General features: G+C 36.3%; 24 protein-coding genes. 12 read left to right on the top strand and 12 right to left on the bottom strand.

All coding sequences use genetic code 11. The features are described 5' to 3' along the window. Positions 1 to 850: 850 nt before the first annotated feature. Both ACFSQ0_RS05825 and ACFSQ0_RS05820 read right to left on the bottom strand, forming a co-directional pair. On the bottom strand, positions 851 to 3,157 hold the full coding sequence (locus tag ACFSQ0_RS05825; RefSeq protein ID WP_379045490.1) for a DUF2357 domain-containing protein: 2,307 nt from the start codon (positions 3,155 to 3,157) through the stop codon (positions 851 to 853). Positions 3,158 to 3,160: 3 nt separating this feature from the next. Then, positions 3,161 to 4,786, bottom strand: a complete 1,626-nt coding sequence (locus ACFSQ0_RS05820; protein WP_379045487.1) for an McrB family protein — start codon at positions 4,784 to 4,786, stop codon at positions 3,161 to 3,163. A 1,044-nt stretch (positions 4,787 to 5,830) separates the two neighbouring features. On the opposite strand from ACFSQ0_RS05820, the gene ACFSQ0_RS05815 reads away from it, so the two are divergent. Continuing rightward, entirely contained in the window at positions 5,831 to 6,187 is a 357-nt protein-coding gene (locus ACFSQ0_RS05815) for a hypothetical protein (RefSeq protein ID WP_379045484.1), read from the top strand. A 291-nt stretch (positions 6,188 to 6,478) separates the two neighbouring features. Then, complete coding sequence (locus ACFSQ0_RS05810) at positions 6,479 to 6,898, top strand: nucleoside-diphosphate kinase (RefSeq protein WP_147861033.1); 420 nt, start codon at positions 6,479 to 6,481, stop codon at positions 6,896 to 6,898. Between the two features lie 77 nt (positions 6,899 to 6,975). On the opposite strand, the gene ACFSQ0_RS05805 is transcribed toward ACFSQ0_RS05810, so the two are convergent. The 3 genes from ACFSQ0_RS05805 to recF are packed head-to-tail and all read right to left on the bottom strand — an operon-like array spanning position 6,976 to position 8,772. Then, the gene (locus ACFSQ0_RS05805; protein ID WP_379046191.1) at positions 6,976 to 7,272 is read right to left on the bottom strand and encodes a DUF721 domain-containing protein; all 297 of its coding nucleotides are present in this window, start codon (positions 7,270 to 7,272) and stop codon (positions 6,976 to 6,978) included. After that, positions 7,256 to 7,696, bottom strand: coding sequence for a hypothetical protein (locus tag ACFSQ0_RS05800; RefSeq protein ID WP_379045481.1), 441 nt, complete (start codon positions 7,694 to 7,696; stop codon positions 7,256 to 7,258). The genes ACFSQ0_RS05805 and ACFSQ0_RS05800 overlap by 17 nt, the downstream gene beginning before the upstream one ends. After that, positions 7,693 to 8,772, bottom strand: a complete 1,080-nt coding sequence (gene recF, locus ACFSQ0_RS05795) for a DNA replication/repair protein RecF (protein WP_379045478.1) — start codon at positions 8,770 to 8,772, stop codon at positions 7,693 to 7,695. Before recF ends, ACFSQ0_RS05800 begins: the two co-directional genes overlap by 4 nt. Positions 8,773 to 8,912: 140 nt before the next feature. Here recF and ACFSQ0_RS05790 point away from each other — a divergent pair, with 140 nt between their 5' ends. The 7 genes from ACFSQ0_RS05790 to ACFSQ0_RS05760 all read left to right on the top strand — a co-directional run bounded on the left by ACFSQ0_RS05790 (position 8,913) and on the right by ACFSQ0_RS05760 (position 15,153). Then, positions 8,913 to 9,695, top strand: a complete 783-nt coding sequence (locus ACFSQ0_RS05790; RefSeq protein ID WP_379045475.1) for a tetratricopeptide repeat protein — start codon at positions 8,913 to 8,915, stop codon at positions 9,693 to 9,695. A gap of 4 nt (positions 9,696 to 9,699) precedes the next feature. Further along, positions 9,700 to 10,197, top strand: a complete 498-nt coding sequence (gene ribH / locus ACFSQ0_RS05785; protein WP_379045472.1) for a 6,7-dimethyl-8-ribityllumazine synthase — start codon at positions 9,700 to 9,702, stop codon at positions 10,195 to 10,197. Between the two features lie 123 nt (positions 10,198 to 10,320). Then, positions 10,321 to 10,611 carry a riboflavin synthase subunit beta gene (locus ACFSQ0_RS05780; RefSeq protein ID WP_147861038.1) on the top strand — a complete coding sequence of 97 codons (291 nt, stop codon included), beginning with the start codon at positions 10,321 to 10,323 and terminating at the stop codon, positions 10,609 to 10,611. 3 nt (positions 10,612 to 10,614) lie between these two features. Further along, positions 10,615 to 12,471, top strand: a complete 1,857-nt coding sequence (mutL, locus tag ACFSQ0_RS05775) for a DNA mismatch repair endonuclease MutL (RefSeq protein WP_379045469.1) — start codon at positions 10,615 to 10,617, stop codon at positions 12,469 to 12,471. Then, complete coding sequence (locus ACFSQ0_RS05770; protein ID WP_379045466.1) at positions 12,471 to 13,217, top strand: rhomboid family intramembrane serine protease; 747 nt, start codon at positions 12,471 to 12,473, stop codon at positions 13,215 to 13,217. Before mutL ends, ACFSQ0_RS05770 begins: the two co-directional genes overlap by 1 nt. Continuing rightward, complete coding sequence (locus ACFSQ0_RS05765) at positions 13,218 to 14,114, top strand: rhomboid family intramembrane serine protease (RefSeq protein WP_379045463.1); 897 nt, start codon at positions 13,218 to 13,220, stop codon at positions 14,112 to 14,114. A gap of 1 nt (position 14,115) precedes the next feature. Continuing rightward, positions 14,116 to 15,153 carry an endonuclease/exonuclease/phosphatase family protein gene (locus ACFSQ0_RS05760; protein WP_379045460.1) on the top strand — a complete coding sequence of 346 codons (1,038 nt, stop codon included), beginning with the start codon at positions 14,116 to 14,118 and terminating at the stop codon, positions 15,151 to 15,153. Here ACFSQ0_RS05760 and ACFSQ0_RS05755 read toward each other — a convergent pair. From ACFSQ0_RS05755 to ACFSQ0_RS05725, 7 genes are all read right to left on the bottom strand, one after another. Further along, the gene (locus ACFSQ0_RS05755) at positions 15,123 to 15,761 is read right to left on the bottom strand and encodes a WbqC family protein (protein WP_379045457.1); all 639 of its coding nucleotides are present in this window, start codon (positions 15,759 to 15,761) and stop codon (positions 15,123 to 15,125) included. The genes ACFSQ0_RS05760 and ACFSQ0_RS05755 overlap by 31 nt on opposite strands. 1 nt (position 15,762) lies before the next feature. Further along, positions 15,763 to 17,337: a signal peptidase I gene (gene lepB, locus ACFSQ0_RS05750; protein WP_379045454.1), complete on the bottom strand. Its 1,575-nt coding sequence runs from the start codon at positions 17,335 to 17,337 to the stop codon at positions 15,763 to 15,765. 26 nt (positions 17,338 to 17,363) lie between these two features. Further along, on the bottom strand, positions 17,364 to 18,095 hold the full coding sequence (gene dapB, locus ACFSQ0_RS05745) for a 4-hydroxy-tetrahydrodipicolinate reductase (RefSeq protein ID WP_379045451.1): 732 nt from the start codon (positions 18,093 to 18,095) through the stop codon (positions 17,364 to 17,366). Further along, positions 18,096 to 18,662 (bottom strand): DUF5683 domain-containing protein, encoded by a 567-nt coding sequence (locus tag ACFSQ0_RS05740; protein WP_379045448.1) that lies wholly within the window; start codon positions 18,660 to 18,662, stop codon positions 18,096 to 18,098. It lies immediately after the preceding gene. Continuing rightward, positions 18,655 to 19,551: a ParB/RepB/Spo0J family partition protein gene (locus tag ACFSQ0_RS05735; RefSeq protein WP_379045445.1), complete on the bottom strand. Its 897-nt coding sequence runs from the start codon at positions 19,549 to 19,551 to the stop codon at positions 18,655 to 18,657. The genes ACFSQ0_RS05740 and ACFSQ0_RS05735 overlap by 8 nt, the downstream gene beginning before the upstream one ends. Before the next feature lie 9 nt (positions 19,552 to 19,560). After that, positions 19,561 to 20,325 (bottom strand): ParA family protein, encoded by a 765-nt coding sequence (locus ACFSQ0_RS05730; RefSeq protein ID WP_379045442.1) that lies wholly within the window; start codon positions 20,323 to 20,325, stop codon positions 19,561 to 19,563. Between the two features lie 74 nt (positions 20,326 to 20,399). After that, positions 20,400 to 21,284 carry an SDR family oxidoreductase gene (locus tag ACFSQ0_RS05725; RefSeq protein WP_379045439.1) on the bottom strand — a complete coding sequence of 295 codons (885 nt, stop codon included), beginning with the start codon at positions 21,282 to 21,284 and terminating at the stop codon, positions 20,400 to 20,402. Between the two features lie 151 nt (positions 21,285 to 21,435). Between ACFSQ0_RS05725 and ACFSQ0_RS05720 the strand changes: the two genes are divergently transcribed. From ACFSQ0_RS05720 to ACFSQ0_RS05710, 3 genes are all read left to right on the top strand, one after another. Continuing rightward, entirely contained in the window at positions 21,436 to 21,909 is a 474-nt protein-coding gene (locus ACFSQ0_RS05720) for a hypothetical protein (protein ID WP_379045436.1), read from the top strand. Then, on the top strand, positions 21,899 to 22,099 hold the full coding sequence (locus tag ACFSQ0_RS05715) for a helix-turn-helix transcriptional regulator (RefSeq protein WP_379045433.1): 201 nt from the start codon (positions 21,899 to 21,901) through the stop codon (positions 22,097 to 22,099). Before ACFSQ0_RS05720 ends, ACFSQ0_RS05715 begins: the two co-directional genes overlap by 11 nt. Before the next feature lie 248 nt (positions 22,100 to 22,347). Continuing rightward, the gene (locus ACFSQ0_RS05710; RefSeq protein WP_379045430.1) at positions 22,348 to 24,027 is read left to right on the top strand and encodes a BCCT family transporter; all 1,680 of its coding nucleotides are present in this window, start codon (positions 22,348 to 22,350) and stop codon (positions 24,025 to 24,027) included. Positions 24,028 to 24,032 lie beyond the last annotated feature (5 nt).

The following is a 24,032-nucleotide window of genomic DNA, read 5'->3' as shown; positions in this document are numbered from 1 at the left end:
ATGAAAATCATGCCTATGATTCATGAAAAACATGCTGAACTTTTTAAAAATCATGCTGATCATTTGCATGCGCCATAGGCATGAAATTTAAAAACGCTAAAACGCAAGAAAAAGGTACTTTTTACTCAAAAAACACACTTTTTTGACTCATAAATACCTCAAAATAAGTCCCAAAATCGCAGTTTTCCGCTCAAAAAGCGAGTAAAACGCTAGGAAAAGTAAGATTAAACCTCGTTTAAATCTGATTAAAAGTATGATTGTGCCACTGTGTATAGTGCTTTAGCGTGGTTTTATGGTTCATTAAAAGCATTTTTAGCAAAGAAAACAAGGTAAGTTAAAGTTATGCTAGTTCGTTACTCCTTCGATGTTTCTTCGGTAATCCCTCGAAATATAAGGATTTATCGCATAAGTACCGAAGGAGTATCGAATTAGCTTCGAACCAGCATAGTATTATCTCCAGTGAACGTATACGATTGCTCCGCCTTGAACGGGCGGTAATTATGGGGTTAAGCGCGTAGAAAAATAATTTTGGTTTGTTGGTGGGGGGGAAAGGGGGTGTTCAAAAGCAAAGGAGAAATTGGTTTGGGAGTAGGGTTACATTAAATAAGAAGCTAATATAATGGGTTTTAGCCGTAGCGCTTTGAAATACAATCTGTTTAGACAAATTAAATTTAAATTAGATTATCGAAACTTTTGAATTGGGGGTTTGTATTGTTTGTTGTCTGCTGAGGCTCGAATCTTTGGGTTTATGCAATTGTTTATTTTCTTAAAGGTTGTATCAAAAGATAAACATCTGAATTAAGAATAAAACATATAAATAGAATATAGGAGTATCAATGTTCATCTTTGGTTAAACATTCACTTTTACATTCATTAACTCAGTCAAGGTCACAGCAAAGGGAATTCCGGCGGCTATTATTTTGTTTGGTTCTTTGTTTATTATGTCTTTGTAGGCTTTTAGATCCTTAAATTTAAATTCACTATTTCCAAAATCTAACGACTCTTTATTTTCTATTTCTATTACAAGGTAGTAATCCTTCAAACGTTTAGTTTTATAACCCTTTAGTTTTTTACCTTCAATAACTTTTGGACCTTCACTTTTTATTTCAAAAAACAAATTTGCATTTTCCTTGCCAGGTACTCTCAACAACAAATATTTTGCACTTACCACTTTGTTGTTTAATACTAAAGACCCCTTGTCATTATTCATTCGGAAATTATATATACCTTCTTTTTTATACCACGATATATTTGCTGTATCACTACAGTAGCCAACCAGCACATAAGTGTCATCTGGTATCAAACCTCTGTTTGCACCATAGGTCTCGGGTAAAATTTCGTTTATTTTGTTATTTTTGCTAGGTTCATTTTTATAAACATCATAGGTCCTGAATGCAATTTTTTCACGTTGTGAGGCTCTATTAACGAAGTGGTCAATTACTTCTAAAATGAAAGCCTTAAGTTCACCAATGCCACTATCGTTTTTGGATGGACGAACTGGGAATGCACCTAATCCTGGTATAATCTCGTGAAACCCTTTTCGATTTAAAGATTTATTACCGGGATATAAAACGTAGGCTCCTCCCGTTCTTCTAATGGCATCTTTGTAGGCATGCATTTTTAGTAAATCAGCATTTTTGTAAATACCCTTCTTATTTGCAGTTTTTTCTTTATTTAAATCTATTGTAGTACTTTGTTCTATAATATCAGTTAAATTAGTTATTTTATATTTCGCATCAAAGTGAACATGCACAATCAATTCCTGCCTTTCAGCTTCGTTTTCTGTAATTCCGAAAGGCCAAAAAGAAAGGGTGTAATCTGGCCTTAATGTCGTCGTCCAACTACCTGAATCAGGATAATTTTTCTTACCACTAAATTGTCGATTATAGTTAAATTGAATGTTTAATTTTCTGGTATCTGTTTCAAAAACACCTTTCAAGGCGGTAAATTTACCTTGCTTAATTTGAAGGTTTAGTCCATCTTTTGTAGGCTTAATAAGTTCTGAAATGTCTTTTGCGTCTATTTCGAAGAGCTCTTGAAATAGGTCTAAAAGTTTAAAGAAAAGCCAATATTCATAAAGTATAGCAATGTCTTTTTTACCTGCACCATACACATCTTCACCCCCTCGCCAAATTAATTTAGCAGCTAATTCAAACATTAGCCAAGTTCTCAAAACCTCTCTGTAACCCTCTTTTCTCTGTAAAATGGGGCTATTCAATTTTAAAGTACTTGGTCTGGAAATAGCACTAAAAACAGAATGATGCAATTGAGACTCTAGCTCACTGATTAATAGTTTTGACTCGAAATAGAGCTTAGATTCTGGAGCAGCAGCCTTATGGATGTCAGCACAGAACTTGAGGAATGTTTCTAAAGCATGTTTTATAAAACGATTTTCGTGCGTATCTACAGAATCGGTTTTACGAACACTAGTTATTCTTTCTGGAAGTGTTTTTAAACCATAACTTTCCAAATAATGACCGCTGGGTAGATTTGTCCTTTTCCCTCCTTTAACTAATTCTTTTATGTTGGAATTTGTAAATCTTCTTACACTTCTAACATCTTTTTCTTCCTGTGTTTCAGACCATTTGGTTACTGGCGCTGTAACTATTCTATGAATAGCATCCTTAAACTCTGAAGAGTTGATTATGGATTTAATAAAGGCAAATTTTTGATATAAGGTTTGACTGTCTTTTGAATAGTCCACATCAAAATGATGAGATACTGGCGAATTAGATTGTAATAGTAAATCGGTACATTTCTCAGTAATCAGTTCAAGCATGTCTCTGTAATCCTCTCGATAGTTGGACTTAATTGATTGAACTTCTAAATAAATTGAGTAGCACTTTTCCTGACTCTCCTTTTTAAGTAAAGGAATCTCTAATGTTCCTACGAATATATTTGGTGAGATTGTACCAATATTTGAGTGTCGCTTATGTTCTTGAATGATATTCTCTCCAATGTCGTCTAGCTGGTAATGGTCATCACTAATTTCATAATCATAATAACAACCTTCTCTTAATTGATAACGTGCTTCATTATTTTCAGCAGCAGAGTCGATTCGATCAAATAAGGTTTCATCTCTTTTGGAACTTATCCAAAGTTTCAATCCTTCTTGAACCGAGTCCAATTTTATTTCTATTTCAGATAATGCTTTCATTTATTAGGCCTCAGCATAACTTGCGAATCCATTATCTATTGCGCCTTTATACATCCTTGCAATTTTTTCTAAAGACAGGGGATACAGAACTCCATCGGTCGGCACTAATTTTTTACCCTCTTTTTTGTAAAACTCGAAATTATCTTTCTCGAAAACATCCTTAATTATTTTTAGGTCTTCTTTTAGACAAAAACCACCTAATGTCTCTAAAATAGGACATAACTTTCTTCTTGAACCATGAAGCTTTGGTAGTAATTTTTGCATTAAAGCAATATCAACCTTTTCAGCAGTTGTTAAATTACTATCCAAAGTATCTAATTTATGAATCAACCTCAGAATCTCAGAAGCGGTTCTGTAACCAAACTCCGCACCAGTCCTTTGTAATTCACCAAAGAAATTAAGTAGTGTTTTATTAATTTCATTCAAGTCCTTGGTTGTAAATGATTTGTTGTTAGAAAAACTTATAAAGCTTTCAGCCATATTTGTTCCTTTAGCCAACAAAGCTCTCATATTTAAATCGTTTGATGTACTAAGAAAATCATCCATTTCGGTTTTGTTAATGCGAAACTCTATGGTGTTTGCTCTATCTAAAACTTTTGGACTAAACATATTGGTTGTTTCATCAATATTTACCGTACCTATGATAAATAAGTTTGCTGGAACTTTAAGTTTTGAAGGGACTCCATTATCCACAGTTCCTTCTGCATAAAGTGGAATTTCTTCGTTGGATTCCATCACGCTTAAAAAATCTGCAAAATATCGTTCTACATGGCTCAAATTCATTTCATCTAAAATCAGAAAATGTGGAAGTTTAGGATTTGAGTTTGCTTGTAAAATGAGGTCTATTACGCCATTATCAGGCTTCACATACTCTTCCGGTTTTAATGCGTTTGGATAGCCTAGTAATGGTTCTCGATTGGTCCAATCTGCACCAACAGGGATAATACGGTATTGACTTTCTTCCTGACAAATCCATTGCACAAAAGCCTGAGCTAACTTAGTTTTACCTGAGCCTGATAAACCTGTTAAAATGACAAATGGTTTTGTTAAAAGGGAACTTACAAAACGAGTGATGAGTATGTCAGAGTAGATTAAACCAGCGTTTTTACAATCTACTTTAAAGTTCTTAACGTTAAATGGAGGATGGTTTATCGCACTGGCTTTTTTTATAACCGGTGCTGAATTAATGGTTAGTCTATATTCTTTTATTATATCCTTTAAATCTTCTTCAATTCTATTAATATTTAATTTCTTATTGAGATCATACACTTCAGCAACATACGAAGTTCCATATCTATCGGGTTTTTTTTTGAATTTTTTTTTAAAGAATTCGTTTATAGTCTCATTAGAATTTAGTTTCCAATTCATTTCTGGTTCATTCGATTCACTAATTCCATATGCAAGGATTAGTAATTCAAATTCTTTATAATATAAAAATACAGGATAAATACCCTTACTTGTAGTATTTGGCTCGATTAAAAAAGAAATCCAAGGGATTCTTGCTGTATTACCCTGTCCGAAACTAACTTTTACCTTAGTATTTAAATAATCCGATTTAAAGTGCTTAGTTTTTAAATTGTTTGTTTTAGCCTGTTTCAGAAACAACTCTAATTGTTCACCATATCCCATTTTAAAGTATTATTTATTATTCGCTACTAAAGTTCTTTTACGCCTAATTTTAAAATTTCAGCTATTTCATATAAGCATTCAATACTAGGAGGTCGTCCGTTTTAGGCGTAAGAGTTTACCATCTTATGCTCTTTCCTAATTTTTAAGATAACCAGATATTTTTAATTCCATTCACTTCTAAACCCTCGTTAATTTAGTTCAAAATTGGAATTACTTGATTTCGTTTGCAAAATAGGAATATTTTTTGAGTTAAATAAGTATAAAGAATACCATTAGGTTTTATCTAACTTAGGACCTTATAAGCTCTTTTTTATTTTAGATAGCTAATGGATTGGGAATTAAGTCAATATCATAAATTAGGTTTTCAACTTTTCAATAATTACTTCACCACCCCGAAAAACCACCAATAATAATAGTATTGCACCGGCTACAGGACTTATGTTCTTACTATTGATTAAATTTGAAATCTTAGACTATCTTTATCCAAATATAGGTTTGGACGGTTTTTTCTCTTGGTTACTAACTTGTGTTTTGTGCTTTTGCATAATTTTAATTGCGTTTTTTCTTAGTTATCGTATTACTTCAGGTTTACGGATTTATATGTGGTTAGCCGCTGGGGTATTGAATACAATAATAGCCTTTTGGCTGTATGCCTGAATGTTTATTGCCCTCAAAAGTTAATACAATAATCTCCTAGAAGTTTAAAGGATACTTTAGGCTGGTTTTTTATGGAAAGATCTCCGCCGCTTTGTGTATAATCAAAATACTGTTACTTTTAGGGGATTGGAATCTCTTTTTTAAAAATTTCTAAAGGATGTTAAAAACGCTAGCGCTAATTATTATTTTCATTAGTACAGTACTTATACTGGTTAACTTTTTGACGGCTCAAGCCTTTAATCTTAGGTTTTGGTTAGATGTTTTGCCACAAGTTTTTGTTATTGCCGGCATGTGCTGCGTACTAAAGGTGCAACATTATCGAAACCAAAAAAAGGAGAGACCATAAAGGCTTTGCGTTCATCTTTCACTTAATTTTGCTGTCTTATAATGTCTTTTACTAATTTTTATATACGGTTTTCACCACATTATAAATTGTATGTTCGGCAACGCGATCAGCTTGTTTTTGAGTCAATTTTACAAGAAAACAATATCGATTTTTTTAGCAACATAAAAGAACAGGCTTTTTTAGACATGGGTATTCGGTATTTTCTGCTAGAAGCAGACCGGTCTAAAATTGATGCACTGTTAATTAAACACCAACTTATCGCACAGATAGAATCGAATAATATGCCCGATTTTACTACCCACAAAAAAATAATGAAGATTTACCTATTGGTCGCTTTGATTGTGGTTTTACTAATGATAGCGGTTATAGTATTTGACGCTATTAGAAGCCAGTCATAAAACTATTTTTCTAAGTGCTAAAAAATAGTGGTGCAAATGGGATTACTAGTAGCTTGCGCGGATTCAATTCTTTTTTTTTTGCGTGAGGGGTAGAGCGGCCTGTTTAAGCTCTTAAAAGTGTGGCACACTTTTAAAGCGAGTAGCGATAACCCGACTTTTGGAAGAGGCTATGCCGAAAGCCAAAAGGCACGCCCAAATAAAAGCTTTTAGCCAGAGGTGAGTACTCCCAATAAGTTTGTTTGCAGAATCGTAAGAAAAGATTACTTTTGCAGCAAATTAAAAATAAAATCCATGGCAGGAAACAGAACATTTACCATGATTAAGCCAGATGCTGTAAAAAACGGGCATATTGGTGCAATATTAGAACAAATCAACGCTTCTGGTTTTAGAATTGTTGCAATGAAATTAACGCAAATGACCAAGCGTGATGCCGAAACTTTTTACGGTGTACATAGCGAGCGTCCATTTTTTGGTGAGTTGGTTGAGTTTATGACTAGCGGACCTATTGTTGCAGCTATTTTAGAGAAAGATAACGCGGTAGAAGACTTTAGAACGCTTATTGGTGCAACCAATCCAGCCGAGGCTGCAGAAGGTACTATAAGAAAGAAATATGCTACTTCAATTGGTGAAAACGCAGTACACGGTAGTGATAGCGATGAGAATGCCAAAATTGAAGGCGATTTTCATTTTGCTGGCAGAGAGATGTTTTAATGGCTTGTTTTTAAAATAACTGCTAAGCTTAATAGCTTATTAAAAACCCAAAAAAGTTTATTTTTTGGGTTTTTTTATTAGCGTAAAATCAGCTTTTTGATTAAATCTTGTCCTAAAGATTCATTAAGCATGCGTATGATTTTTTCTTTTCCATAGCTGAGTTCTTCACGTAAAACAGAGGAGCTCAAACTTACAATGAGTGTGTCTTCTTTTAACCGAATAGTATTGGTGTATTTTTTTATGGCTGGCCCCATTTGGCTGTACCATACTTCTTTTACATTCACGTGATTGAGACCTTGATCTAATTTATTTTCTTTTACAAAGGCCTTTAACACGCTGCCTATGTCTTGCTCTTCGCTATTTCTCGCCATAATCGTATCCTTCAAATTTTTTATAGGTGTAAATAATTCCTTGGGGGTTGCGTACTTTAAACTGCTCGGGCGCTACCTGTAGTAGGGTTTCTTGCCAAGAATCTTGTGGGGTGCTATATTGTAACACTAGACTGTCTCCTTGTTGTAGAACTTTTATAGCTTCTTGCACGCCATTTGATTGGTAACCGCCGGTAAATTGCGGACGGGTTTTTTGCCGAAAGCCTTCGCCGTTTTCTAACTCAATATAATCTACGTTTTCATTAAACTTAAACGCAACTATTTGTCCGTTGGGTTTTTTAACCTCTTCGATTTCCCAATAGCCATTGAGCAATTGAGTGTCTTCAAGTTTAGGTTGATTGTTGCAGGCCAAAAGCACCCAAAACAAAACCAAATATAGACTATATTGTAGCGTTTTTTTTAGAATCATAACTTTATTATTTTATAATCTGATGCGTATTTCTTGACTACCTCTTCTGTACGCTGGGCGTGGGTATCGCTTATAAACAATTGGCCTAAATTGCCTTGGGTTACCCATTGCACAATTTGCCCTACACGCTCTTCGTCTAATTTGTCAAAAACATCGTCGAGCAAAAGTATGGGTTTTACTCCAGTATGTTGTTGTAAAAAGTCATATTGCGCCAATTTTAAAGCTATAAGATACGATTTTTGTTGGCCTTGGCTACCAAATTTCTTTATGGAATAGTTTTTTATTTTAAAACTTAAATCGTCTTTATGCGTTCCTGCTCCCGTGTACTGGCGTTGTAGGTCTTTTTGTAAATAACTATCGAATAAGGCAAGCGGACTTTCTTCTTTTAACTGACTGCGATAGTGTAAATCTACAGCCTCTTTTCCTTTACTGATGTGATGGTAACGGTCTTTAAAAATAGGGGTGAAAACCGAAAGGAATTCGCTGCGTTTTTGAAAAATTGACTCGGCCAGCGGACTCAGCTGTTCATTGTAAACACTCAGCGTTTCTTGATCGTAATGTTGGTTGGCTGCAAAATATTTGAGTAAAGAGTTACGCTGACTCAGCAACTTGTTGTAGGCCAATAAATCGTTGAGGTAGGTTTTGTCGCTTTGCGCAATGATGCCATCGATGAATTTACGGCGAATCTCACTACCTTCAGTAATCAAGTCTCTATCGGCTGGTGAAATTATCACCACAGGAATAAGCCCGATATGCTCACTAAATTTCTCGTAATTTTTTGCATTGCGTTTAATTACCTTTTTCTGTCCTTTCTTAGCGCTTACCACAATATGTTCTTTGCGCTCCAGACGCTCAAATTCGCCCTCAATCACAAAAAAGTCTTTTTTATGTTTGATGTTTTGACTGGTTACAGGATTAAAGTAACTTTTGCCATAAGCCAAATGATAGATGCTGTCTAGGGTGTTGGTTTTTCCTACGCCGTTAAAACCCACAAAACAATTTATACGCGGATTAAATTCAAAATCTTCTTGCTCAAAGTTTTTGTAATTGACCAAAGCGAGTTTCTTTAAAATCATAAGATAGGCTGTACTATATGCTTAAACGTAAAAAAGTTTAAAAGTACAAAGTAAGTAGGAAAGCCAATTAAAAAATACAAATAAATTCTCTTTTTTATATCAATAAAAATTATATTTTTGCGCTTAATTAACTATTATTTATGGCAACTTACAAAAAGAGAGGATATAAGCCTAAGGCTAAAAAAGAAAGCGATGCAGTAGAAGAGAATTTTAACGAAGAAGAATCTACAACCGCAGAAGTATTTAATAACCTAGACGAAGGAGCCAACAAAACCGAAGAGTGGGTTTCTGAAAACCAAAAGCCAATTTTAATAGGAATTGGAGTAGTGGTGGTTGCTGTTTTGGGTTACTTAGCATTTACTAAGTTTGTACAAGAGCCAAAAGAATTAGATGCGGCCAATGATATTGCACAAGCACAAATTTATTTTGAAGACGCTTTAGACGCTTCGGGTAAAGCCCAAGATAGTTTGTACAACCTCGCTTTACAGGGAGGAAACGGTAAATTTGGTTTACTAGATGTTATTGATAATTACGGAAGTACGGCTACAGGAAATCTAGCACATTATTATGCGGGTATTGCTTATTTGAATACAGGAGAGTATAAAGAAGCGATTAATCATTTAGAGAAATTCTCAAGCGATGATGAGATTATAGCTCCTTTGGCTAAAGGTGCCATTGGTGACGCCTTTATGCAATTGAACCAGCCAGAAGAGGCCTTAGATTATTATGAAAAGGCAGCCAAATTACGTAAAAATGAATTTACGACGCCTAAGTTTTTATTAAAGGCGGCCATTACAGCCTTAGAATTAAAAGACGGTGCGAAAGCCGAAAAATATTTAAATCAAATTGATGCAGAATATCAAGATTCTGCAGAAGCTAGCGAAGTGGCCATTTATTTAGGTCAGGCTAAAGCAATGCAATAATTATATGGCAACAGCAGGTAAAAATTTATCTGAATACGACAAAGCAAGCATCCCAAACGCGAATAACTTTCGGTTTGGGATTGTTGTTTCAGAGTGGAATAGCGAGATCACCGAGAATCTTTTTCAAGGAGCATTCGATGCTTTAATCGATAATGGTGCCATCAAAGAAAATATTGTGCGGTGGAATGTACCCGGTAGTTTTGAATTGATTTACGGTTGCAAAAAGATGCAGCAATCCTATGATATGTTAGACGCAATTATTGCGGTTGGGAATGTAATTCAAGGCGAAACCAAGCATTTTGATTTTGTTTGCGAAGGTGTAACACAGGGTATAAAAGACCTGAATATTCAAAGTGATATTCCGGTGATTTTTTGTGTATTGACCGATAATACCAAGCAACAAAGCATAGACCGTTCTGGCGGTAAACACGGAAATAAAGGCAGCGAAGCGGCCATTGCAGCCATCAAAATGGCAGCTTTGCGTCAACAAGCCAAATTTTAAAGGTTATTCTCCCTAGAAAATAGCCGATTAGAACCCTAATCGGCTTTTTTTATGTTTATAAGTTTAGCTTGGCTAATTCGGTATTGTTTTTGATTTTCTTTACCTTTGAAAAGAGACTAGGTTATGGGAATTTTAAAGCGAAGAAAGAACAAGCAATTTAGTTATAAGCCCCGTTATTATGATGATAAAGGGGAGGGGAGTCCGTATAAAATAAAAACTAAATACGATCAATTTAGAAAGACTACGGGCAATCCTTTAGGCTTTGTAGGAAATGTAAAATCCGCTTTAGCTGAATTAAAAGAAAAAGACGAAGATCAAACCAGTCGCAAACGCATTTTGCTTATTGTAGCTATTCTTATATTCCTATTTCTATTATTTATCGAATTTGACTTATCTATATTTTTACCCGAATAATTTATGGGAGATATAATACAATTGCTACCCGACCATGTGGCCAATCAAATCGCAGCAGGTGAGGTGGTACAAAGGCCTGCCTCTGTAGTAAAAGAATTATTAGAAAATGCTATCGATGCAGGAGCCACTCAAATTAGCTTGGTTTTGAAAGATGCTGGTAAAACCTTAATACAAGTTTCCGATAACGGAAAGGGTATGAGTGCTACCGATGCACGATTGAGTTTTGAACGGCATGCCACCTCTAAAATTAAACGTGCCGAAGACCTTTTTCAATTAACCACAAAAGGCTTTCGCGGTGAGGCGCTGGCTTCAATTGCGGCCATTGCGCAAGTTGAGTTAAAATCGAAGCAAGAGCAAGATGAGCTAGGTACTTGTATTAAAATAAAAGGGAGTGAGGTAGAATCTCAAGAGCCTTGTGTTACCCAAAAAGGGACTATTATAGGCGTTAAAAATTTGTTTTTTAATATTCCTGCTAGACGTAATTTTTTAAAATCTAACCAAGTGGAAACCCGTCATGTAATTGATGAGTTTCAACGCGTGGCTATTGCTCATGCACAAATAGGTTTTAGTTTGCACCACAACGGTAATGAATTGTTTAATTTACCAGCGACAAATGCTCGTCAGCGCATTGTACATATTTTTGGTAGTAAAACCAATGAAAAATTAGTTCCTGTTTCAGAAGAAACCGAACTGATTAATATCGAGGGATTTGTAGGAAAACCTGCCTATGCCAAGCGCACCCGTAGCGAGCAGTTTTTCTTTGTCAATAACCGTTTTATCAAGTCACCGTATTTGCATCATGCGGTAAACGCCGCTTTTGAAGGTTTGTTGCCCGATAAAGCCCAACCTTCTTATTTTTTATTTTTAAGCATCGATCCTAAGCGCATTGATATAAATATACACCCTACTAAGACCGAAATTAAATTTGACGATGAGCACGCTTTGTATGCAATTTTACGCAGTGCGATTAAACATAGTTTAGGGCAGTTTAATGTTGCACCTATACTCGATTTTGAAAGGGATTCGAGTTTAGACACCCCTTATGATCTTTCTAAGAAAGAAGTACAGGTTCCACAAATAGAGGTTGATCGTAACTTTAATCCGTTTGACACCGAAAAACAAGCGGCCAGTCAATCGGCAGCCAAGGCAATGGCGTTTAATCGGCACACGGCTAAAAAGAATGCAGCTTGGGAGGCATTATATACACAGATTGATGAGCAATTACCCGAAACCAAAATCGAGGTTGAAAGTGAAGAAGTTACGGGTAACCTGTTCGGGCAGCAACAGCAAGACTTGAGCGGTGATAGTGTTTTTCAATTGCAAAAAAAATATATTGTTTGTCCTTATAAGAATGGTATGTTGCTTTTAGATCAAAACCGGGCTCACACGCGTATCTTATATGAAGAGTTATTGCGCAATATAACGGTAAAGGCTGCAGTAAGTCAGCAACTATTATTTCCGCTTTCTTTACAATATAACGCTATAGAGGTAGATATGCTGAGTAACTTACGCGAACACCTAGAGCAAATCGGTTTTATTTTTGATAGTATAGACACCTCCGAGGTGAGTATTAGTGGTATTCCTACGCTTATTAATGAGAGTGAAGTTTCTATTCTATTAGATCAGCTTTTAGCTGATTTTGAGCATGAAATCCCCGATAGCGGATTTTTACAAACCGATGTTTTTGCCAAGTCTATGGCGCGCAGTATGGCAGTAAAAAATGGCAGTGTGTTGGCTAAAGAAGAACAATTGGCTATAATCAATAGCCTGTTTGCGTGTAAAGAACCACAAATTTGTCCGAATAATAAAAAAGTTTTCGTACGTTTAGAAGTTGAAGACTTAGAGAAAAATTTCAGGTAATGGGAAGAATAACAGAGACGGTAAAAGTCTTATTGATAATCAATGTTTTATTTTTTTTCGGGAGTCAATTTTTAGGTGATTTAGCCTATCGCTTATTTGCGCTTTGGTTTCCAGAAAACGTGAATTTTCAGGTTTGGCAGTTGCTTACCCATATGTTTATGCACGGCGATTTAAGTCATATCCTATTTAATATGTTTGCTTTGTATATGTTTGGTAGCGTATTAGAACAGAGTATCGGGCAGCAACGTTTTTTGTTTTTATACTTTTCTGCCGGTTTAGGAGCAGCCGGACTTCAAATTTTGTTTAGTTATATCGATTACAACAGTGCTTTTAACGCTGCGCTAGAAGCCGGTTTTTCGGTAAATCAAATACAAGAAATGATTTACAATTACAGCAGTACACAACAGGTTTTTAGTGCCTTGCCTCAAAATGTTTCGAGCGATTTACTCAGTAATTATTATACTCCGATGGTAGGAGCTAGTGGAGCTATTTTTGGAGCGCTGGCTGCCTTCGCAGTGATTTATCCTAATTTACCTTTGTATATTATCTTTATACCTATTCCTATAAAAGCCAAGTATCTTATTGGGGGCTATTTTGCCATCAATGTTTATTCGGCGGTGACCGGTAGTACATTATTAGGGCCTAGCAATACAGCATATTGGGCGCATATTGGGGGAGCCGTGATCGGGTTTATAATGATGTGGTATTGGAAAAAAAATCAGTTTAACGCTAACCGGTGGAATTAGATGGATTGGAGAGATCAATTGCGTGTAAAGTACAAGACGGCTAATGTAGTTGAAAAACTCATTGCCTTAAATATTGGGGTTTTTGTATTGCAATTTGTATTTCAAACCCTAGCCTTTCTTTTTCAATTCTCAGGTAACTTTTTTGTTAATTGGTTTAGCTTTCCTACTCAAATAGAATCATGGTTGTATAAACCATGGAGTGTAATTAGCTACGCATTTTTACACGCTGGCTTCTTTCACTTGTTGTTTAATATGCTAGTTTTGCATTTTGCCGGACGATTTTTTCTTACCTTTTTTGCTCCGAAAAAGCTATTGAATTATTATTTTTTAGGCGCTATAAGTGGTGCGCTGCTTTTTGCCTTGAGCTATAATCTATTTCCGGTGTTTTCAAACTTGGGCAATGTGCCATTAATCGGTGCGTCGGCTGCGGTTATGGCAATTTTGATTGGGGTTGCCACACAAGCTCCTCAAATGCAAATTCGTCTCTTGTTAATTGGTAATGTAAAGCTCTGGCATATTGCGGTGGTCTTTGTAGTTCTAGATGTGATCAGAATTCCTTTTGGTAATGCGGGCGGCCATATCGCGCACTTAGGGGGTGCCTTGTTGGGGTATGCTTATACCAAACAATTGAATAAAGGCAATGATATTGGCTTATGGTTTGAAAAAATTTTTGATGCTGTAGCCGGATGGTTTTCATCTGCATCTTCTAGCAACAAAACACCATTTAAAAAAGTATACCGAAATCCGAGAAACACTTATACCGCTAAAGCCAAGCAAGCATCAAAGACGGATAAGCAAAAGAAAATAGATGCTATTTTAGATAAAATAAGTGAGAATGGTTATGAAAGTTTATCCAAGGAAGAAAAAGATTTCCTGTTTAAAGTAGGTAAAGAATAATATGAAAGGGCTCAGTGTCTTTAATAAATTGGTGTTTTTTATCAATACCCTTGTGGCTTTGGCACTGTTGCTTGCCTATTTATTGCCCTATATTCCGCCAGTAACTTTTCCTTTTTTGGCTGTACTCAGTTTAGGTCTACCCATTCTTTTTCTTCTTAATTTTATATTTGTTATTTACTGGTTGTTAGGGTTAAAACGTCAAGTTTTCCTTTCTTTACTTATTATTCTAATCGGTTTTAACCACTTGTTGTCTTTATATAAAATCAGGTCGCTTGAAGCGGAAGTAGATCCGCAAAAGGCTATAAGTCTTATGACCTTTAATGTAAGGCAATTTAATGTTTATGATTGGTTGCCTCAACCCAATTTAAAAGCACGTATAGGAGAATTTATAGCACAAGAAGATCCTGACATTTTACTGTTTCAGGAGTATAATCATCAGGAAGCTCCAGACTTATCACAATATGCCTATAGTTATTTGCCTGTTTTGAAAGGAAAAGCGAGTCAGGCTATTTATTCAAAATACCCTATTATTAATCGGGCTTCAGCCGATTTTAAGAATACAGGAAACAATGCACTATACGCCGATTTGGTCATTAAAGAGGATACCATCAGGGTTTTTAACATACACTTAGAAAGTTTAAAGATCAATCCTAGTGTAAAAGAGTTACAAAAAGAAAATCGGGAGCAATTAATCACCCGAGTGGGGCGAAGTTTTAGAAAACAACAGCAGCAAACCGAACAGATATTAGCATTGGTAAACCAGAGCCATTACCCTAGTATTGTGGCTGGTGATCTTAATAATTCGGCTTTTTCTTATGTCTACCGCCGTTTGTCAGAAAATTTTAATGACGCATTTAAAATGGCAGGAGAAGGTTTTGGTAAAACCTTTGTTTTTGATTTTATACCTCTTCGTATTGATGTTATTTTAACTTCGCCCGCTTTTAAGATTATAGATTTTAAAAACTACAGCGAACAGCTATCCGATCATTATCCTATTAAATCTACTTTTTACTTAGATAATTCGGTTGCTAACAAATAACTAGCTGCGTTATTCCCTTCATTAAATAGCAAATCAATTATCGATAGATTGGGAATAAAACCATGTTTTTCTTCAAATACTTGGCTGTAAGCATTCAGTTTAAACTGGGGGCTGCCCTTAGCATCTACCAAATAGCGACCGTCAAACTGAGCCGCATTCGTGGGTTTTATTTGATATGTAGCTGTGAATTCTGGGTTCCAATCAATTTGCAGGCAATTGGCAATGGCTTGCATGGCATCGAGGTTAAATTCCCACAATGAAGTATAAGCTTTGTTATATAAATTTATAAATTCATCTTCATAAAATTCAAAAAATGGCGAAGAGCGATAGGCCGCTTCAAGACTTTTAAAGTGGTTTTTTTGCCAGGCAAAACTATTTTCTATCGCCACTTCTTTTGTTAGCTTTCGCTTGTGCTTATCGCCTGTATGTTTTATAGGAATATTGAGTAGTAGCTTGCCGTTAGCTCCATAAATATACTGCCTGTTCCGGTAGGTTTGTTTTTGATAATTATCGCAAGCTTCAAAACTTATTTTTTTTGCCTGCAGCATTAAACTCCATTGTGCGATAGAGCCAAAATAAACCGGATGTACGAGAGCGTTTTCTACCATTTTACTCGCTTTTTTTCTTCTTTCTAAAAGTATTGTAACCAATCACAAGAATAAGGCCTATTACAAAGTAATAGAAATAAGAAACTGGTTCGCCCGATCCGCCAACGGTAGTAAACAACCTTTCCCAACGAATTTTATTCATAAATCCTTGTGCGTTGCCATCCCAACTCATCCAAATGAATACCGGTTTTCCTACAATATGGGTTTCAGGAACAAAGCCCCAGTACCTGCTATCTTCACTATTGTGACGATTGTCTCCCATCATCCAATAATAGTTTTGCTTAAAAGTATATTCTTGTATCGGATTCTCGTTAAGGTAAACTTGGTTGCCTTTTACTTGTATGTTTTGTGGAGTACCCCATTCGCTTCCTTCGTAAACTTCAATAATACGCTTGTATAGCGCTATATTTTCTGTTGTGATGGGAGTTGTGGCACCTTCCTGTGGAATATAAATTGGTCCTAACTGATCTTTATTCCAAGCGAAATTAGGGTCTTGAGGGAAAATACCAGCTTCGGCTTGACCGGCAGGATCAATATTTCTTCTTATCGAAGCGACATTAGGATGATTTTTAAAGCGTTGTAGCGCTTCTTCAGACAATGAACTAAAGTAATATTCACGGTTGTTCTGATTATACCAGCCAACCGGATCTGTAATATCATATTGTTCATATAAATAACGCAAAGAAAAGCCTTGCCCTTTGCCTTTTACGATATAAGAGTATTGCGGCTTGGCACGGTCATGTAATTGCAGCGGTTCTCCTTGAATATATATTTTTCCGTCTCGTATAGACAAGCTGTCGCCGGGAACACCTACGGCACGCTTAACGTAATTTGATTTTTTATCGATGGGTTTATAATAACTGGCTTTCCCTTTATAACCAAAATAAGGAACGGTGTCTACCGGCCAGTTGAAAACTACAATATCATTTCGTTCTACTTCCTCAAATCCGGGTAAACGAAAGTAGGGGAGTTGAGGCCAATTGGTATAGGATTTAACGCCTAAAATAGGAATAGTGTCGTGTACCATAGGGAATGAAACCGTAGTTTTTGGAGTTCTGGCTCCATAATGAAACTTGCTAACAAAAAGAAAATCACCTACCAGTAGTGTTTTCTCTAAAGAGGAAGTAGGTATGGTAAAAGGTTGTATAAAATAGGTATGTACAATGGTTGCGGCTACAACGGCGAATAGGATAGAACTTACCCATTCTCCTACCTCTGTTCTAGGTTTAAGACTTCTATCTTTAATATGCTTTAAATCTGCGCTGTAATTGATGATGTAAATGTAAAAGCCCAAGCTTAAGATAGCTAACCAAGTATCTGCTACACGATGCTTCCCGAAACTTCTTAGTGTTTCTACCCAAAGCACAGGGAAAATGATGAGGTTTACAATGGGGATAAATAGCAAAATCACCCACCACCAAGGCCGATTGATTATTTTTAACAGTATTACGGCATTATAAACAGGAATAAACGCAGTAATCGGGTTTTGGCCCGCAGCTTTATACATCCTCCAAGTTCCTAAGCCGTGCACCAATTGTACGACCAAGAAAAACACAAACCACATAAATAAACTCATATTCTAACTTTTAATTCTTTTACTAATTATTTTTTTTCGTGTAGATTTAATACGTCTTGCATATTAAAAATACCTTGTTTTCCCTCTAACCATTCTGCGGCTACAACTGCGCCTAAAGCAAAGCCATCTCGTGAATTCGCTTTGTGTTTGATGCTAATCTCATCTATTTCACTCTTGTAGTTGACCCAATGCGTACCAGGAACATTCTCTTCTCGTATAGCGGTGATAGCTAAGGGCTTTGCTAGGCTGCCACTTTTAATTTGATTGTCATTGGTGAGCTGCCAGCCGGTATATGCTTGTTGAGCCATAAGATCCTCGGCTAGACTAATGGCCGTACCGCTAGGTTGATCTAATTTTTTAGTATGATGCACTTCGGTTAAGCTAGCTTTGTAATTGGGGTAGGGCTGGAGCAATTGAGCTAATTTTCGATTTAACTCAAAAAAAAGATTCACCCCCAGGCTAAAATTAGACGCATAAATAAATGCGCTTTTATGCTTTAAGCAGCTTTTATGCGCCTCTTCTAAATGGTCTAACCATCCGGTGGTGCCACTTACTACGGGAACGCCCAGTTTAAAGCATGTAGTAATATTATCAAAAGCAGCTTCTGGAATACTAAAATCGATGGCAATATCTTGCTGCTTTAAAATCTCCTCATCTAACTTGGTATTGGTTTTATAACCGATTTCATGGCCACGTTCGGTAGCTATTTTTTCGATGGTTTTACCCATTCTTCCGTATCCTAATAGCGCAATTTTCATTTATAACTTGTAATTTAATGAGAGTCCGTAAGCCGATTTGCCTGTAAACTCATCGATATTAAAGCGAGGTTTAAGGCTGAGGTCTTCACTTACGTTGAATTGACTTAAGTGGGCATCTACATTGGCATCAATAATATTTAATATGTAGAAAGCCGCCGAAACCAATATAGATATTTCTTTATTTCTTCTAAATTGCCTTTGTGCATCGATTAAAGCCTCGGTTTGAAGAACGCCTTGAAATTCATCGTCTTCGTAACCTGCCAACCTGCGTTTATAGGCATCTCTGTACCGGTGATATTCTTTATTGTTCTCTATATAAAAATAGATACCGCCACCAATTCCGGCGTAGACCAAAGGTATTTTCCAATACTTTTTATTATAAGCCTGCCCCAATCCTGGCAAAACAGCCGAATAAAAAGCGGCTTTAGATGGCGCCAATGGGTCGTATTCTTTTGGTGATTCTTTTAATTCTTGGGCTCGATTAATACTCAGACTGTCGGTCTGACTAAAGCCACTGAGCGACCCCAGTACAAAAACGATAAGTATAAAAAACAATCTGTTATTCACCTTGAATGAGTTTTGCTAAACGCTCAAAATCTTCTTGTGAAGAAAACGGAATAATCAATTTACCATTTCCTTTTTTTGTCATTTTAACATCTACTTTTGCACCAAAATAGCTAGAGAACTCTTTTACATCTTGTTTGATATGTTGTGGAATACTAGGTGGCTTAGGCTTAGATTTGGTTTTACCGCTTTGACTTTCTTTAACTAGCTTTTCGGTTTCACGTACCGATAAGTTTTCACTGATAATTTTCTCGTAAATTCCTAACTGAACTTCGTGATCGCTTAGATTGATAAGCGCACGACCGTGGCCCATGCTCAAAAAACCATCACGCATCCCGGTTTGAATAATTGGGTCAAGTTTAAGTAATCGTAAATAATTACTAATTGTTGACCTATTTTTACCTATACGGTCGCTCAATTGTTCTTGCGTTAAATCGATTTCTTCTAATAGCCGTTGGTAGGATAAAGCAATTTCTATTGGGTCTAAATCCTGTCTTTGAATGTTCTCTACCAACGCCATTTCTAACGATTCTTGATCGTTGGCAATTCGAATATAGGCTGGTATGGTTTTAAGTCCTACTAGCTTTGATGCGCGATAACGACGCTCTCCAGAAACCAGTTGGTATTTATTAAAATCAATTTTTCTTACCGTGATAGGTTGAATAACGCCAAGTTCACGAATAGAAGACGCCAAATCTTGAAGGGCTTCTTTATTAAAACTGGTTCGTGGTTGAAACGGATTTACCTCTACAGTGTCTAGCGGCAGTTCAACAATACTACCTACCACCTGGTCGGCATTTTTATCTTTAACCGATTTTATATCGTTTTCTGGATCGTTAAGTAAGGCAGACAATCCTCTTCCTAAAGCTTTTTTCTTGGTAGCCTTTGCCATAACATACTGCTATTTATTTTTATTGATAATTTCTTCTGCTAAGCTTAAATAATTGCTAGCTCCTCTACTTGCAGCGTCGTAATTTATAATGCTTTCGCCATAACTTGGCGCTTCACTAAGGCGAACGTTGCGTTGAATAACGGTTTTAAACACCATCTCGTCAAAGTGTTTTTTAACCTCATCTACCACTTGATTGCTCAAACGCAAGCGTGCATCATACATGGTAAGTAAAAGTCCTTCTATATCTAAGTTTTGATTATGAATGCGTTGCACACTTTTTATAGTGTTTAAAAGTTTGCCCAAACCTTCTAAGGCAAAATACTCACATTGTATAGGGATGATAACACTATCTGCGGCAGTCAAGGCATTAAGCGTAAGCAAACCCAAAGAAGGGGCGCAATCTATAATAATATAATCATATTGCTCTTTGAGATGCCTGATAGCCGTTTGTAACATATACTCACGCTTATCTTGATCTACCAGTTCAATTTCAATAGCCACCAAATCGATATGGGCCGGGATGATATCAACATTGGGCGAATCGGTTTTTAAAATCGCCTCCTCGGCTTTTGCGGTATGTTCTAATAGCTGATAGGTGCCTAACTCTATGCTTTCAATATCTATACCTAGACCAGAACTAGCATTTGCTTGTGGGTCGGCATCGATTAACAAAACCTTTTTCTCTAGAACCCCTAAAGAAGCAGCTAAATTAACGGAGGTAGTGGTTTTTCCCACTCCTCCTTTTTGATTGGCAATAGCAATAATTTTACCCATTAATAAAATCGGATTTTAGAAGGTAAAAATACAATTTATTCTAGCATTTAAAAATTGAAGTTGTTAACACTTTACTATGATTTTTTATTTTTTGCTTTTATCATGGTTTCAAGCATATCCCACATATGGTCTGGTACTTGTTCGAGTAAATTAAATTGCCCGGCTCCCTTTAGCCATTCTCCTCCGTCTATTGTGATGATTTCTCCATTTAAATAAGCAGAAAAATCAGATACCATATAAGCGGCTAAGTTGGCCAATTCTTGGTGTTCGCCAACGCGCTTTAAAGGTACTTTTTTGGCTAAATCAAATTTCTCTTTTAAATCACCAGGCAATAACCTATCCCAAGCGCCTTTGGTAGGAAACGGGCCTGGAGCAATACCATTAAAACGTATGCCGTATTTAGCCCATTCCACCGCTAAACTTCTAGTGAGCGCTAAAACTCCAGCCTTGGCCGTTGCCGAAGGAACCACATAGGCAGAGCCCGTAAAGGCGTAAGTCGTTACAATATTTAGTACAGTTTTGTCTTTTTCTCCTTGGTCTATCCAGTGTTTACCTAGCGCCAAAGTGCAGTTTTTGGTACCTTTTAAGACAATATCTATGATGGTATCAAAGGCGTTGGAAGAAAGCCTTTCTGTAGGCGAAATAAAATTTCCCGCAGCATTGTTTAGCAAAACAGAAATGCTACCCATTTTAGCAATGGCCTTTTGTATCATTTGTTCTACTTGGTCATAGTGACGTACATCACAGGCAATTGCATGGCAAGTTCCGCCGGTTGCTGCACTCAGCTCTTGTGCGGCATTTTCTAATTTTTCTAAGTTTCTAGAAGTAATACAAACCTGGGCGCCCAACTCTAAAAAGTAACGGGTCATAGCTTTTCCTAAGCCGCTGCCTCCTCCTGTAACCAATATGGTTTTGCCCTTTAAGGCGTTATCGCGTAGCATTTTTTCTTGATAATTCATAATATTCTTTTTGTTTTACTAAGGTAACTAAGAATTTTGAGTTTCTGTTTTAACTGAATAGCTTTTATATTAAAATAAAATTTAATACTTATTTTTGTAAAGTCTGCTTTACAATTTGTAATTTTAGCTTTACATTTTAAATTCAATAATTATGAAAACATATTTATTCCCATCGGTTTATCAAAAACTGGGATTTACTTTATTTATTGTGGCGCTGGTATTATTTATAGGAACACTGGTTTTTGATTGGGAGTTTAGTTTTTTGACGGTTAAAGTATGGGCTCTTTGGGATATTGAATTTTTAGCCGATACTCAATATTTTGCTTTTATTGAAAATAATATTTTTGATGAAATTATACTGGTGCTGTTTATTTTAGGATTGCTTTTCAGTGGATTTTCTAAACAAAAAATTGAAGATGAGTATATTGCAAAAACTAGACTTTCTAGTCTACTTTCGGCTGTTTTAATCAATTATGTATTACTGATATTAGGTAGTTTCTTTTTGTATGGTTTGGCCTTCTACTATTTTGCTTTATTTGCTTTGTTGGGTGTTTTGCTAATTTATAACCTTAAGTTTCACCTGAATTTATACGTCCAACAGAAATCTTTGCAGCATGAAGAATAAAATTAAAATATACCGTGCAAAATTTGAATTAACCCAAGCTCAATTGGCGGAATTGGTGCAGGTGAGCAGGCAAAGCATCAATGCAATTGAAAAATCAAAATATGTGCCTTCTACCATTTTAGCTTTAAAGTTGGCGCGGGTTTTTAAAGTAAGAGTAGAAGATCTTTTTGAACTTGAAAATCTAGATTAGCCACGCCTTTGCGCTAAGGATTGTAGCGTAAATCCTTTTTGTAAATACAAAAAGATTGAAGCGAAAAGCCTGACCCGTAAGGGGAGCGCCATACAAACGAATGATAGCAGTATTTAAATAATTTATCACTAATTTTTTTTTCCTTGTGCGCGTTTTAGTACCCTACCTAGGTTAATTGGGATATCGAATGTCAAATTTACTTTGCAATTGTCCAGTTACTTTTTTATCAATAATCATAAATTAAAACTATGTCAATTAAAGTAACGCGTAGAGAAAGCGCAAGCAAATTTTTGGGTCTATTAGTAAACAAAACTGTTTTTTTTGCGGCGATGTCAATTTTAATAGCCATCGTAGGATTTACCTTATTGTTTGAAGAGAAGGCATCTTACTATTATAACCTTGCCCAAACTGCGGTTTCGGCGCACGGGGGGTGGATGTATACCTTGGCGGTGAATCTCTTTATTTTCTTTTGTTTGTATATGGCGTTTGGTAAATTTGGTAGTGTGCGTATTGGCGGTAGTAAAGCCAAACCAGAGTTTAGTCTTTGGGCCTGGTTTGCAATGCTATTTAGCGCAGGAATAGGTAACGGTTTGGTTCTCTTTAGTATAGCCGATCCGGTACGTGATTTTTTAAATCCGCCGCGTTTGGCAGGAGAAAATCCGGCGATAATAGCACAAGAAGCGATAAATTTTTCATTCTTGCATCACGGTATTCACGGTTGGGCAATTTACTCGGTAGTTGGTTTGGCACTGGCATATTTTACCTTTAACCGAAAAATGCCGCTTACTTTGCGCAGTATTTTTTATCCAGTTTTAGGGAATCGTATTTACGGATGGATGGGAGATGTTATTGACGTGATGGCTGTGATTACCACTTTATTCGGTCTAGCCACCACCATTGGTTTTGGCGTAGGGCAAATCAACTCGGGCTTTACCCACGTTTTTGGAATTCCAAGCTCGCTTTTTTACCAAATATTAATTATTGTAGGTGTTACACTTGCAGCTACTTTATCTGCTTTTAGTGGTGTAAATAAGGGAGTTCAAATGTTAAGTAAACTCAATGTACGGGTAGCGAGTGCAATTTTTATTTTGGTGGTGGTTTTGGGGCCTACTACTTTTATCTTTAAATCCTATATTCAGAATTTAGGTAGTTACCTCACTAATTTTATAGATATGTCAACTTGGACGGAGTCTTTACAAGGAACCAATTGGCAAAAAACAAGAACCATAATGTATTGGGGATGGTGGATTTCTTGGTCGCCATTTGTAGGTACCTTTATTGCACGAATATCTAAAGGAAGAACTATTAAAGAATTTATTTTATGCGTACTTATTTTACCAGCATTGGTTACCTTTTTATGGTTTAGTGCTTTTGGAGGAACTACTATGCGCGATATACTTTTGGGCGACACGGCTATGATCGCGGCGGTTAATGATAATATTTCTACTGCCTTATATGTGTTTTTTGATAAATTTCCGCTAGCTATGTTACTTAAGGTTTTGGGAGTGGTACTCATTTGTAGTTTTATAATTACCTCTGCCGATTCTGGTGCTTTGGTGGTAGATAGTATAACATCGGGAGGTAAATTAAAAACTCCTGCTTTTCAACGCGTAATTTGGGCGGTAGCCATTGGTGTAATCGCTTCGGTACTGATGTATGGTGGTGGCTTGAACGCTTTACAAACGGTAGTGACCATATCAGGTCTTCCTTTTGCTTTTATGCTGGTAATGATGTGTGCTTCTTTATACAAGGGCCTCAATGAAGATTATGAAAAGACAAGGAGAAAGGAGCAATTGTTAGAAAAAGAATCCTATCGTAAAAATATAATTGAACTTATCAATAAAGAGCGCGATAAGAAGAATAAAGAACGACTAGAAGTCGACAATACACAAAACCAAGATGATCACGAAAGCACTATTAAAACTTAAAGCAT

The sequence above is a fragment of the Mesonia sediminis genome (genome assembly GCF_042684705.1).
GTDB lineage: Bacteria > Bacteroidota > Bacteroidia > Flavobacteriales > Flavobacteriaceae > Mesonia > Mesonia sediminis.
Note: the sequence above shows the minus strand (reverse complement) of the source record. Positions and strands in the feature narration are given on the sequence as shown.